This window comes from Sphingomonas silueang (assembly GCF_040049155.1).
In the GTDB taxonomy this organism is placed as follows: domain Bacteria; phylum Pseudomonadota; class Alphaproteobacteria; order Sphingomonadales; family Sphingomonadaceae; genus Sphingomonas; species Sphingomonas silueang.
In genome coordinates, this window is sequence record NZ_JBDZDK010000001.1 from 29,061 (window position 1) to 41,285 (window position 12,225).

General features: G+C 69.1%; 9 protein-coding genes. 2 read left to right on the forward strand and 7 right to left on the reverse strand.

All coding sequences use genetic code 11. The annotated features are described in order from the left end of the window. Positions 1-34: 34 nt before the first annotated feature. The 6 genes from ABLE43_RS00140 to ABLE43_RS00165 form a co-directional block, all read right to left on the reverse strand. Positions 35-2,845, reverse strand: coding sequence for a cadherin domain-containing protein (locus ABLE43_RS00140; RefSeq protein ID WP_348976440.1), 2,811 nt, complete (start codon positions 2,843-2,845; stop codon positions 35-37). A gap of 27 nt (positions 2,846-2,872) precedes the next feature. Continuing rightward, positions 2,873-4,066 carry a hypothetical protein gene (locus ABLE43_RS00145; protein WP_348976441.1) on the reverse strand — a complete coding sequence of 398 codons (1,194 nt, stop codon included), beginning with the start codon at positions 4,064-4,066 and terminating at the stop codon, positions 2,873-2,875. A gap of 154 nt (positions 4,067-4,220) precedes the next feature. Next, complete coding sequence (locus ABLE43_RS00150) at positions 4,221-4,892, reverse strand: alpha/beta fold hydrolase (RefSeq protein WP_348976442.1); 672 nt, start codon at positions 4,890-4,892, stop codon at positions 4,221-4,223. A gap of 25 nt (positions 4,893-4,917) precedes the next feature. Next, a complete protein-coding gene (locus tag ABLE43_RS00155) occupies positions 4,918-6,219 on the reverse strand; it encodes a CitMHS family transporter (protein ID WP_348976443.1) in 1,302 nt (433 codons plus the stop codon). 27 nt (positions 6,220-6,246) lie between these two features. Next, positions 6,247-7,710: an OprO/OprP family phosphate-selective porin gene (locus ABLE43_RS00160; RefSeq protein ID WP_348976444.1), complete on the reverse strand. Its 1,464-nt coding sequence runs from the start codon at positions 7,708-7,710 to the stop codon at positions 6,247-6,249. After that, complete coding sequence (locus ABLE43_RS00165) at positions 7,707-8,774, reverse strand: ABC transporter substrate-binding protein (RefSeq protein WP_348976445.1); 1,068 nt, start codon at positions 8,772-8,774, stop codon at positions 7,707-7,709. The genes ABLE43_RS00160 and ABLE43_RS00165 overlap by 4 nt, the downstream gene beginning before the upstream one ends. 102 nt (positions 8,775-8,876) lie before the next feature. Here ABLE43_RS00165 and ABLE43_RS00170 point away from each other — a divergent pair, with 102 nt between their 5' ends. Both ABLE43_RS00170 and ABLE43_RS00175 read left to right on the forward strand, forming a co-directional pair. Next, on the forward strand, positions 8,877-9,542 hold the full coding sequence (locus ABLE43_RS00170) for a response regulator transcription factor (protein WP_348976446.1): 666 nt from the start codon (positions 8,877-8,879) through the stop codon (positions 9,540-9,542). A gap of 310 nt (positions 9,543-9,852) precedes the next feature. Continuing rightward, positions 9,853-11,253, forward strand: a complete 1,401-nt coding sequence (locus tag ABLE43_RS00175) for a sensor histidine kinase (protein WP_348976447.1) — start codon at positions 9,853-9,855, stop codon at positions 11,251-11,253. Between the two features lie 76 nt (positions 11,254-11,329). Here ABLE43_RS00175 and asd read toward each other — a convergent pair whose 3' ends face one another. Further along, positions 11,330-12,205 (reverse strand): archaetidylserine decarboxylase, encoded by an 876-nt coding sequence (gene asd, locus ABLE43_RS00180; protein ID WP_348976448.1) that lies wholly within the window; start codon positions 12,203-12,205, stop codon positions 11,330-11,332. Positions 12,206-12,225: the final 20 nt, after the last annotated feature.

The window sequence follows — 12,225 nt, forward strand, 5'->3', positions numbered from 1 at the left end:
AGGCGATCCCTAGCATGCGTTTCCGAACAGTTCCTTACAGGAAGAAATCGTTCGCGGTCAGATTGTGGTGGCCGAGCAGCGCGATCGAGAAATCGGGCAGGCTGCCGACGCCGACGTTGCCCTCGACGACGGTATATTCCTTGCCGTCGATCATCTGGAAGCTGAAGCGCAGCTGCGCCGCCCCGGTGAATTTCGCACCCGGGCTGCCGAGCAGCGCGAACGCCTGATCGCCGGGCGCGAGCAGCGAGATGTTGGCGTCGATCGCCGACAGGTCGATCTTGTCCTCGCCCTGGCGGAAATCGGTGATGACGTCGCGCAGCGACGACAGGGTCGAACTGTCGAGCGCCGAGTCGAACTTGAATACGTCGTTGCCCGCGCCGCCGGTCAGCGTGTCGCGCCCGATGCCGCCGACGAGCGTGTCGTTGCCGTCGCCGCCGTTGAGCGTATCGTTGCCGAGGCCGCCGACCAGCCGGTCGTTGCCGCCCAGCCCGTTCAGCACGTCATTGCCCCAGCCGCCGTCGAGCATGTCCTGTTCGCCGGTGCCGGTCATCGTATCGTTCGAGATCGTGCCGGTCTGGGTAATGCCGACCACGTCCTTGACATAGACCCACAGCAGCTGCCGGTCGGTCGCACCGTGCGAATCGGTCGCGACGACGGTCACGTCATAGATGTTGTCGCGGTTGGAATCCTGCGCATTCTCGAAATCGGGGCCGGCCTTGAACGCCAGCACGCCCGTCACCGGATCGATGGTGAACAGCGACCCCTCGCCGCCCGGCGCGATCGAATAGCGGACGGAATCGCCGTCCTTCAGATCGGGATCGGTCGCGGTGACGGTGGCGACGGCGGTCGTGTTCTCGGCGATCGAGAAGCTGCCCTTGTCGCCGCCGCCCGACGAGGTGATCGTCGGTGCCGCCGTCTGTTCGGCGACGTTCTTCACCGTCACGTACAGCAGCTGCTTGTCGACGACGCCGAACGAATCGGTCGCGACGACGGTCACGTCGTAGATGTTGTTGCGGTCCGAATCCTGCGGATTCTCGAAATCGGGTGCCTTGAGGAAGCTCAGTGCGCCGGTCAGCGGATCGATCGTGAACAGATGCCCCTCACGGCCCGGCTCGATCGAATAGCGGACGGAATCGCCGTCGCGCAGGTCGGGATCGGTCGCGGTGACGGTGGCGACGGCGGTCGTATTCTCGGCGACGGCTGCGACCCATGCGCTGTCGCCGCCGCCGTTCGAGGTGATCGTCGGCCCGCCGGTCTGCTCGACGACGTTCCTGACCGTCACGTACAGCAGCTGCTTGTCCACCACGCCGCGGGCATCGGTGGCGACGACGGTCACGTCATAGATGTTGTTGCGGTCCGCATCCTGCGGATTCTCGAAATCGGGGGCGGTGATGAAGCGCAGCACGCCCGTCAGCGGATCGATCGCGAACAGATGCCCCTCACGGCCCGGCTCGATCGAATAGCGCACCGCATCGCCCTGCGCGATATTGGGGTCGGTGGCGGTGATCGTGCCGACGATCGCGCCGTTCTCCGACACGGCGGGCACCCATGCGGCATCGCTGCCGTCGAACGAGGTGATCGTCGGCCCGGCGTTGGCGACCTGCGTCACCTTCACCGCATGGGTACCGATCGCGCCGATGTCGATCGTCGCGACCTCGCCGATCAGCGATTCGAGCTTGCCGCCCTCCACCGCGATCCAGTTGGTGCCCGGTGCCTTCAGGTCGATCTTGACCTTGCCCTCGCCCTCCACGGTGAAGGCGATATCGCGCCCGTTGCCCGACACCGATTGCAGCGTCGCGCGCATCGGCAGGTCGGTGATATGGGTCACGTCGTCGGCGGTCGCGCCCATCGTGATCCGGAAGGTGCCGCCCGCCATCGGCAGGAACACCTTGTCCCCGCTATAGGCGTACCAGCCCGCGACGCTCTGGATCACCTGTCCGGCCTTCTGCCCGTCCACGTCGAGCGCGAACAGGCCGGTGCCCGTGGCCGAGGTGACGCTGGCGGTGATGGTGTCGCCGTCGACGCTGCTGACCACGCGCGCCTTGTCGAACGCCTGCACCCGCGCCGCGAGATCGGCCAGCGTCACGAACTCGGTCCCCGAAGCCGCGGCCATGGCGACGAATTCGGTGAACATCGCCTGGGTATAGGCGCTGGCCGAACCGTCGGCGCTCCACATGGTGGGGCCGTAATCGTGCCACGGCCACACCACCACCGGCGCGTCGCCGTTGGCGGTGAGCGTCTGGAACTCCTTCGCCCAGATCGCCTGCGCCTCGGCCACGGTTTTCTTCTGGAATTCGATCAGCGAGAAGTCGAACGAGGTGTTGGGCGCGATATAGACCTGATCGGACGCGGCATTGCCCGGCGTCATGTAGCCGATGGCATTGGGATAGCCCGCGCCGACCCCCGAATAGCCGCCCGAGAGATATTGCACGTACTTCAGGATTTCCTGCGACGTGGGCAGCTGCTCGGGCGCGCCGGGCACCGCCGCGCCGGTGACATGCGCGTCGCGGCCGAGATAGTCGCTCAGGCGCTGCTGCAATTCGGCACGGCCCTGTCCAAATTCATAGGCGACCTGTTCGGGGGTCAGCGTGTTGGTGTCGTGCGGATGGGTATAGCTGTGGGTGCCGATCTCGTTGCCCATGTCGATCAGCGACTTGTAATAGGGCAGCGATACCGCCCAGTCGGTCGACTGGCCGGTCGCGGGGCTGTTGCCGATATTGACGTAATAGCTGCCGACGAAGTTGTACTTCGCCTTCCACTCGGCCAGCAGCGGGATCAGCTTGTCGTAGATGCCGGGCGCGGTCCCTTCCGGGTTCACCTCTTCCCGTTCCTGGCTCTGGTCCATGTCGACGCGCGAGGCGAACAGCCCGCTCTACCGCGTCATCTGCAGCCCGACCGACAGGCCGCCGCCGTGCACCGAATAGTCGATCGCCTTCTGCAGCAGATTCTCGTCGGCCATCACCGCTTCGGACGAGAAGATGACGTTGCGCCCGCCGGTATGCGTCGCGATGGCGGCGGCATGCGTCTGGTCATAGACGGTGGCGGTGGCGATCGTCTGCCCGGTGCCGCTGACGCTGGTGAAGGCGTTCCAGCCGACGCCCTTGTATTCGTGCACCACCTGGCCTTGCGTATAGCCGTCGAGCACGGTGCCGTTCGCGTCGGTCGCGCGGATCGTCACGTCGGCGGGCCAGCCGCCGGTGACGCGGGTGGCATCGAACAGCAGCTTCATGCGGGCATAGCTGTCGCCGGGGAGCGCATTGCCCGCCGCGTCGTTGGTCATGAACTCGCCCGCCGCGATCAGACCGATGCCGTACTGCTTCGTCGCCTGTTCCAGCGCATGGGCGATCGCATCGACCTTGCCTGCCGCCACGTTGCGGAACGAGGGGAAGACGATGCTGTCGTACTTCGCCAGCGTGGCGACGCTGGTCAGGTCGTCCTCGGTCAGGATGTCGAACGGCACGCCCGCCTGCATCGCCTGGGCTTGGGCGGCCATGAACAGCTGCGAATAGGCGGTCTTGCTGAAGAAGGCGTTGGCGGTCGTCTCCGACCAGACGATGGCGATGCGCGCGGCGGGATCGGTGGCAGCACCGACATCGTTGAACACGGTGAAGGGGTTGGACGAATAGCTGCCGGGCAGGAACACCTGATCGTTCACGTCGTACAGCGTGTCGATCGCCTGCGGGTTGCCGATCGCCGCCTTGGGCACGCGGAACTCCACGGTGGTACGGTCCGCGGACCACGCCGCCTGAAGATTCGCCAGCACCAGCGTCTCGCCGGCGGCACCGGTGTAGAGCGAGACGGTGCCGTCGGCGTTGAAGTTGACGTTGTATTCCGCGCCGCCCGCGAAGCCGAACACCTGATGGCCGGTCGCGGCGTTGCGATCGGTGTTGAGCCACACGGTGGTATTGGCCCCGACCCCGCCCGGCGCGGTCAGCGCGAAGGCGAAGCTGTCGCCGTCGCTCTTCGCATGGATGGCATAGCCCGCGTCCAGCCCGCGATCGATGCGGTCGCGCGCGTTCCAGTCGTCGAGATTGCCGTCAAGCGTGATCGGGGCCGCGTTCGCCATTGCCGTCTTTCCTGTCCACCCGTCCCGCGCTTCGCATCGGGGGTATACCGGGGCAACAGTCCAAAAGGTGGTTACGCGCGAAACTATAGTTAATGCGTTTCAATGCGATACGATCGATCCCCGAACAGGACAGGTCGGCGCGATTTCCCCGCGATCAGCGCACCGAACCCGCATCGCATAGCCAGTCGCGCAACAGCATCGTGACCTCGCCCGACCGCTCCAGCGGCGACAGATGCCCGCAGCCCCGCAGGATCCGGAACTCGGCGGTCGGGATGCGGCGGGCGAGCGCGCGGGCGTCCTCGACGGTGCAGATGCGGTCGCGGTCGCCGACCGCGACCAGCGTCGGCACATGGATGCATCCGATCGCCGCGCCGAGGTCCGGCCGCGCCAGCAGCGCGCGGCGCTGGCGCTCGAACACCGCATTGCCGACGCGCTCGGCCATCGCCTGCGCCGGCCCGCTGACCGTGCGGCTGAGCGTCGGGTCGGCGTGCGGCGCGGTGGCGAGCATCCCCTGTTCACCAAGGCTGCGCGCGCGCACGTCCATCGTCGCGCGGGTGCCGAACAGCGCGATCCGCTCGACCCGCCCGGGGGCCTGGCGGACCATCTCCATCGCGACATAGCCGCCCAGGCTGACGCCCGCGACCGCGATGCGCGGCGGGGCGGCGGCCAGCACCCGCGCGGCCATCGCGCCGATCGTATCGTCCTGCGACAGGTCGCCGAACTCCGGATGGGCAAGGTCGGCCAGATCCATGATCTGCCGCGCCCAGAGCTGCCCGTCGCATCCCATCGCGGGCAGCAGCATCAACGGTACGGGCGAGTGGTCCATGGGCATGCTCCTGCGGCGGGCGGGGTCAGGCGACGAACGGGAAGGCGAAGGCGATGATGCCGACGATCGTCATCACCACGCACACCCCGATCGCGGGCAGCAGGGTGAATTTCTGGTGATCGGCCAGATCGATCCCCGCGAGGCTGACCAGCAGATAGGTCGAGGGGACGAGCGGGCTGAGCAGATGCACCGGCTGTCCCATCAGCGACGCGCGGGCGATCGCCATCGGCGACACGCCGTAGTGCGACCCCGCCTCCGCGAGGATCGGGAGCATCCCGAAATAGAAGGCGTCGTTGCTGATGAAGAAGGTGAAGGGCAGCGACAGGAGCGCGGTGATCGGCGCCATATAGGGTCCGAAGGCGGGCGGGATGAAGCCGACGACCTCCTTGCTCATCGCCTCCACCATGCCGGTGCCGCCGAGGATGCCGGTGAAGATGCCCGCCGCGAAGATCAGCGACACGACCGACAGCACGTTGCCCGCATGCGCCGCGATGCGTTCCTTCTGCTCGGCGACCTGCGGATAGTTGACGATCATGCCGATGGCGAAGGCGATCATCATCAGCACCGACAGCGGCAGCAGTCCCCACACCAGCAGCGTCAGCAGCGTCACGACCAGCAGGGCGTTGAACCAGATCAGGTGCGGGCGGCGCGCCTCGGGGTACTGCGACACCGCCATGCCGGTGAACCCGGTCGGCTGGTTGGCCTTCACATGGCCGATGCGGCGGCGTTCCCTGCGGCCGAACCACACCGCCAGCGCGAGCAGCGCGGCAAGCCCCGCCAGCATGCCGGGGATCAGCGGCAGGAACAGCTCGGCCGGATCGAGCTTCAGCGCGCTGGCTGCCCGCGCGGTCGGCCCGCCCCATGGCGTCAGGTTCATGATGCCGCTCGTCACCATCAACAGGCAGCACAGGTACAGCCGGTTCATGTCGTAGCGCTTGTAGAGCGGCAGCAGCGCGGCGATGGTGATGATGTAGGTCGTGGAGCCGTCGCCGTCGAGGCTGACGACCGCGCACAGCGCGACGGTGCCGAGCAGGATGCGCAACGGATCGCCGTGCACCAGCCGGATCAGCCTGCCCACCAGCGGATCGAACAGTCCGGTGTCGGTCATGGTCGAGAAGAACAGGATCGCGAACAGCAGCATGACGCCGGTGGGCGCGAGGTTCTTGATCCCGTCGATCATCATGTCGCCCAGTCCCGCCGCCTGTCCGGCGATGACGCCGAACAGCGTGGGGATGACGATCAACGCCACCAGCGGCGTCATCTTCTTCGTCATGATGAGGGTCATGAAGACCGCCACCATCGCGAAGCCAAGCAGGGCGAGGCTCATGTCGGTGTCTCCGGGGAAATGGGGGGATCAGAAGGTGACGGCGACGCGCGCGCTGACGGTTTCGCCGCTGTCGGGGCCGGTGTACGCCCCGGCGCGATTGTCGGTGTTCCAGTGGATGCCGTTCACCTGGATGCGGGTGAAGCTGTTGAGGTACCAGTTGACGCCCAGCGTCGCGGCCCAGCCCTCGCCGCCGGTCAGCAGGTCGGTATAGTCGAGGTTCTCGTAGCGCGCGGTCAGCTCGATCGCGCCGGGACCGCCGTCGAAGGTCGGGCGCTTCACCTTGGGCTGGCCGAAGCTGCCGAGGCGCGGGTTGTAGGGCGGCAGGTTGCCGGTCAGGAAGAACCCGCCCGACACGCTCCATGCCCTGCTGTCGAAGTCCGCGCCCGACAGCGTGCGCGCCTCGCGCCGGCCCGCCTCCGCCATCACCCACAGCGGGCCCTTGTAGCCGCCCAGTTCGAGGCCGTAGCCGGTGGTGCCGGTCCCGTTCAGCAGCGTGCCCGAGGACACGCGCAGCGCGCCGTTGAAGCGCCCGCCGATCACCGTGTTGCGGGTCAGCGCGGCGCTGGCCGGAGACAGCGCCTCGTCGAAGCCCCATGCGCCCAGATGCAGCACGGCATCGGGCGTCTTGACCGGGTTCCAGTGCGCGCGCGCCAGCACGGTGCGCCCGTCGCCGACGCTCTGCGATCCGTCGATCCGGTCGCCGGTGACGGTCAGCGAGGCGTGGCCGGTCTTCCAGAACAGGCGCGGCATCAGCCCCACGCCGTAGAAGCCGCGCTGCGGGATGATCGCGGTCGAAACGACGGTGCGCTCGAGGAAGGGCGTCGAGTCCGACCCCGTCGATCCTTCGAACCCGCGATCGTTGAACAGGTGCCCGGCGCGCACGTCATAGTCGATGCCGGGCGCGATGCGGTTGCGCCAGCCCATGAAGGCGGTGACGACATCGACCTCGTTCTCCGAGAAATCGGCCTCGAACTGGTAAAAGAAATGCGTGCCGACCCCGCCTTCCAGCCCGAGGCGCAGCGCACGCATGCCGGTGGTGGTCAGGTTGCGCCCGTCGTACCTCGAGCCGAAGGTCGAGCTGACGTCGGAGAGGATGCGCCCGCGCGGCTTGAAGGTGTACACCCCGTCCGCCGAGTGGAACACCGGCAGCCCCGCACCCCATTCGGTGGTGAGGCCCGACGGGTTGTTCCGCGCCGCCTCCGCCTGCGCCACGTCGCGGTCGGCGGGGCCGGGGGGAACGAGTTGCGGCGCGAAGGGCACGGTGCGGCGCGGCTGGACTTCGGCGGTCGCGGCGGGCGGCGCGGCCTGTGCCACCGGCGCGGGGGCGGGGGGCTGGCCTTCCAGCCGGTCGAGCCGGGCCTTCAGCGCCGCGATCTCCGCCGCCTGCTGCCGCACCAGTTCGGCGAGGTCGGCCTGGCTCGGGGCTTGCGCCAGGGCAGGGGTGGCGACGGCGAGCGCGATCAGCGCGCAGCCGGTGCGGAACGGGATCATTGCGGGGCTCCGGTTAGGATCGAGCGCCATTCGCGCAGGAAGCGCTGGCGGGTGATGCGGTCGAGGTTGACGAGCAGCTGCGGCCCGACGCGGATCGGCCGCGCCTGTGCGGGCGGCAGCCGCCGGGCGGGCACGTCGGTGCGCACCGGCCACAGGCTGGCTTGCGCCAGCAGGCTCTGCCCGCGCTTCGACAGCAGGAAATCGAGGAACAGCTTGGCCGATGCGGGCGCGCGGGCGGCGCGGGGGATGAAGGCGATGCGCGAGGTGACGATGGTATAGTCGCTCGGGAATACCACGCCGATGCGGGGATCGCCCTTCGCCCGGTCGAGCGCATAGGAGCCGATGACGTTATAGGCGATCGCCTGTTTCCCCGCCGCGACCGCCGCCAGCATCGGTTCGGTGTTGGCCTGCAACACCGGCTTCGTCGCGGCGATGGCGGAGAGCAGGTCGCGCGTGTCGCGGGTCGCCGCCATGTCCTGCGTCAGGTACAGATAGCCGACGTTCGATCGCGCCGGATCGAAGGTGGTCACGCGGCCCGTGAACAGCTTCGGCCGCGCCCGCAGCAGCGCGGCGAGCGCGGCATGGCTGCGCGGCATCTGCGCATCGGGGATCAGGCGGCGGTTGTAGACGATGCCGATCGGCTCCGCCGTGACGCCATAGCCCATGTTCTTCCACACCGCGGTCGGCGGCAGCGCGGGCTTTTCCGGGCTGGCATAGGCCTGCGCCAGCCCGTCGTTGATGAGCTTGACCTGCAGATCCATCGCCGACGACCAGACGAGGTCGGCCGAGGGCTTGGCCGAGCGCGTTTCGACGATCAGGCGGCGATAGATGTCGATCGAATTCAGATCGGCATAGCGCACCGCGACGCCCGGATAGGCGCGGCGGAACGCGGCGACCAGCGGCACCAGCTCGGCGCGGTCGGCATTGCCGTAGATGGTGACGCCGCCCTCCGCCTTCGCTTCGGCGATCAGCGCGTCGTAGGAGCGCGGATAGCCCGGCGGACGCTGGGCGAGCGCGGGTGCACCGATCGCCACCGCCATGACTGCCAACAGGAAATATCGCATCGGGCTTCCTCTCGCGCTTTGCCGATTCTTCGGTTCGGCTAAGCTGCGACCCATGCGATACCCCCTCAAGCTGTCAGCAACCTTTCACCGCGGGGGCCGTGGATGCGCATCCTGATGATCGAGGACGATGCGGCGCTCGCCCGCAGCATCGCCGCATTGCTGCGCAGCACGGGCCATGCCGTGGACCATGTGCCGAGCGGCGAGGAGGCGCTGGAGGTGGTCGCGGGCGAGCCCTATGCGCTGGTCATCCTCGATGTCGGGCTGCCGGGGATCGACGGGTTCGCGGTCCTGTCCGAGCTGCGCCGTCGCGGCACGCGGGTGCCGGTGCTGATGCTGACCGCACGCGACGCGCTGGACGACCGGGTGCGCGGGCTGGACCTCGGCGCCGACGATTATCTGCGCAAACCCTTCGAGCCGGAGGAGCTGGAGGCGCGGGTCCGGGCGCTGGGACGGCGGCGCGGCGGCGATCCGGTGCCGGAGCTGAGCGTCGGCGCGCTGGTCCTCAACCGCTCGACCGGCACTGCGAGCGTGGCCGGGCGCGTGCTCGACCTCCGGCGGCGCGAATGGGCGGTCCTCGATTCGCTGGCCACCCGCGCGGGCCAGGTGGTTGCGCGCGAACTGCTGCTCTCCGAAGTGTTCGGCTATGACGAACCGGTCGGTCCCAATGCGATCGAGGTGAACGTCACCCGGCTGCGCACCAAGCTGGCGCCGGACGGGCCGCAGATACGGACGGTGCGCGGGGTCGGTTACATGCTGGATGCCGGGTGAGGGGTGTGTATCGCCACTCCCCGCGCCGGCAGTATCGCCCTGCGAAAGTCCTTTCCCGTACCCCCGCGCAGGCGGGGGTCCAGGAGCCGCGAACGCAAGCCATTGTTTCGTGTGGCTCTGGACCCCCGCCTGCGCGGGGGTACGGCAAGGTCAAGGGCCGACATTGGGCTTTCGCAGCGGAATCCTGCGAGGGAGGGGTCGGGGGTCGGTCGGCCCGCGAGGGAACGGCGGCACCTGCCCCGTGCCGACCCACCCCCAGCCCCTCCCTGCCAGGGAGGGGAGTACTCGCCTGCCCCCACGACCCCCGCTGATGCCCGCCCCCCGCGCCATCGCGCTGCGCACGCGGCTGCTTGCCGCGATGCTCGGCCCGCTCGTGCTGGTGGCGATCGTGGTCGGGCTGGTCGGCGCGACGCTGATCGCCGATGTCGTGCGGCGCACCAACGACCGGGTGCTGGGCGGCGCATTGGGCGCGATCGCCGAGACGGTGGAGGTGGAGCGGGGCGAGGTGACGCTCGACCTGCCGCCCGCCGCCTTCGGCATGCTGGAGAATGGCGAGCGCGACAATGTCTATTACCGCATCGCCATCGGCGGCGACCTGCTGACCGGCTATGCCGACCTGCCCGCCCCCGACGCGCGCGAACTGGCGGTCGACGTGCCGCGCTTCCGCTTCGCCGATTATCGCGGGCAGCGCATCCGCATCGCCGAGGTGCGGCGCGCGCTCCCCGCGATCGCGCCGCCGGTGGTGGTGCAGGTGGCCGAGACGCTCGACAACCGCGCCGCGCTGACCCGGCGGCTGGTGAGCGCGCTGCTGCTGGGCGAGGTGCTGCTGGTCGGCATCGCCGTGCTGCTGCTGCGCCCGGCGCTGGGGTGGAGCCTGCGCCCGCTCGCCCGGTTGCGACAGGCGGTGGAGGCGCGCGACGGGCGGGCGCTGCCCGATCTCTCGCCGCTCGATACCGGGCCGCTGCCGCTGGAGCTGCGCCCGCTCGCCGCCGCGTTCGACCGGCTGCTGGCGCAGCTCGACGCGGCTACCGCCGCCACCCGCCGCTTCACCGCCGATGCCTCGCACCAGATGCGCACGCCGCTGTCGGTGCTGAAATTGCAGGTCGCGCTGGCGCGGCGGGGCGAGCCGGATGCGCTGGACGAGATCGGCGATGCCGTCACCCGGCTGGAACGGCTGCTGACCCAGCTGCTGAGCCTCGCGCGTGCCGAGGAGGCGGGGGCTGCCGCGCCGTTCGAGCGGGTCGACCTGCGCAAGGTCGCCGCCGCCGTCCTCTCGCGCCGCATCGCGCAGGCGGTGGAGGCGGGGGTCGAGCTGCAACTCGACGCGGCGGAGGATCGTGCGTTCACCGTCGCGGGCTACTGGTCGCTGATCTTCGAGATCGTGAGCAACCTCGTCGACAACGGCATCCGCTACAATGCGCGCGGCGGCAGCGTGACGATCGCGCTCGGGCGCACGCCCGATGCGGTGTTGCTGGTGGTACGCGACGACGGCCCCGGCATTCCCGCCGCCGACCGGGAGCGCGCGTTCGAGCGGTTCGTCCGGCTGGGCGCGGCGGACGGGCCGGACGGCAGTGGCCTCGGCCTCGCGGTGGTGCGCTCGGCGGCGGAGCGGATGGGGGCGGGGGTGGAACTGGGCGACGGCGCGCCGGGGCTGGTGGTGACGTTGCGGTTCGCCGAATATCGTCATTCCCGCGCAGGCGGGAACCCATAGCCGCTGTCGGTGCGATGCTTGCCGGTACGTCGGTGCATATGGATTCCCGCCTGCGCGGGAATGACGGGAAGGGGCGTTACGGACGCTCGAACAGCACCTCGCCCGCCCGCACCCGCATCCCCGTAACCACCCCCGCTGCCAGCCGGTACGGTGCGGGCAGCAGCATCACGATCGTCGAGCCATGCTCGAACCACCCCATCTCCTCGCCCCGCGCCAGCCGCGCGTCGCAGGTCGCCACCGGATCGGGGCGTTCGCGCAGCAGCTGCACCGTGTCGAGGAAGGTCAACCGGATCGCCGCCACCAGGATCGCCGCCACCGGCACCAGCAGCACCGGCGTCCCGTCGGCCAGCCGCAGCCGCACCGTGGCGCGCTCGTTGCGGCAGTACAGCCGCTCGACCCGTTTCAGCGCCGGCGGGTTCACGTTGAAACAGTCGCCGGGGAAATAGCGCACCCGGTCGACCGTCCCGTCCTGGGGGGCATGGAAGCGGTGGTACATCCCCGCCGTCAGCCGCAGCGTCACGAAGCTGCCGCCGACATAGGCGTCGCCCTCGCCCCCGGTCAGCTCCGCGATCGAATAGCGCTGGCCCTTGGCCTGCACGATGCTGTCGCGCTCGATCGGTCCGCAGGCGACGACGATCCCGTCGGAGGGGGAGGCGATCTGCGTCGCGCTCGCGCTGAACACCCGTGCGCCGGGCCGCAACCGCCGGATGAAACAGGCATGCATCGACGGCCAGCGCGTCTCCGCCGCGTCGGACAGGTCGACGTCGCTGAACGTGCGCCATACCGCGATCGACGCCCTGGCGACCCACGGATGCTCGATCTTGCTGAACCGGCCCATCGCCCGCGTGAGCGTACGGCGCGGCAGCCAGTTGGTCGCGGCATAGTTCAGCGATTCGATCGCGGTCAGCCTCGCGATCATCCGGGCGAGCGGGGAGGGGAGCGTCTGTTCCATCGCCGTCATCAATAGTACGC

What these genes read in the sequence shown, in the direction of transcription:
- ABLE43_RS00160 (WP_348976444.1), bottom strand. Translation starts at nt 7,710, where the DNA reads ATGATCCCGTTCCGCACCGGCTGCGCGCTGATCGCGCTCGCCGTCGCC.
- ABLE43_RS00145 (WP_348976441.1), bottom strand. Translation starts at nt 4,066, where the DNA reads ATGGCGAACGCGGCCCCGATCACGCTTGACGGCAATCTCGACGACTGG.
- ABLE43_RS00140 (WP_348976440.1), bottom strand. Translation starts at nt 2,845, where the DNA reads ATGGACCAGAGCCAGGAACGGGAAGAGGTGAACCCGGAAGGGACCGCG.
- ABLE43_RS00150 (WP_348976442.1), bottom strand. Translation starts at nt 4,892, where the DNA reads ATGGACCACTCGCCCGTACCGTTGATGCTGCTGCCCGCGATGGGATGC.
- ABLE43_RS00165 (WP_348976445.1), bottom strand. Translation starts at nt 8,774, where the DNA reads ATGCGATATTTCCTGTTGGCAGTCATGGCGGTGGCGATCGGTGCACCC.
- ABLE43_RS00170 (WP_348976446.1), top strand. Translation starts at nt 8,877, where the DNA reads ATGCGCATCCTGATGATCGAGGACGATGCGGCGCTCGCCCGCAGCATC.
- ABLE43_RS00155 (WP_348976443.1), bottom strand. Translation starts at nt 6,219, where the DNA reads ATGAGCCTCGCCCTGCTTGGCTTCGCGATGGTGGCGGTCTTCATGACC.
- ABLE43_RS00175 (WP_348976447.1), top strand. Translation starts at nt 9,853, where the DNA reads ATGCCCGCCCCCCGCGCCATCGCGCTGCGCACGCGGCTGCTTGCCGCG.
- asd (WP_348976448.1), bottom strand. Translation starts at nt 12,205, where the DNA reads ATGGAACAGACGCTCCCCTCCCCGCTCGCCCGGATGATCGCGAGGCTG.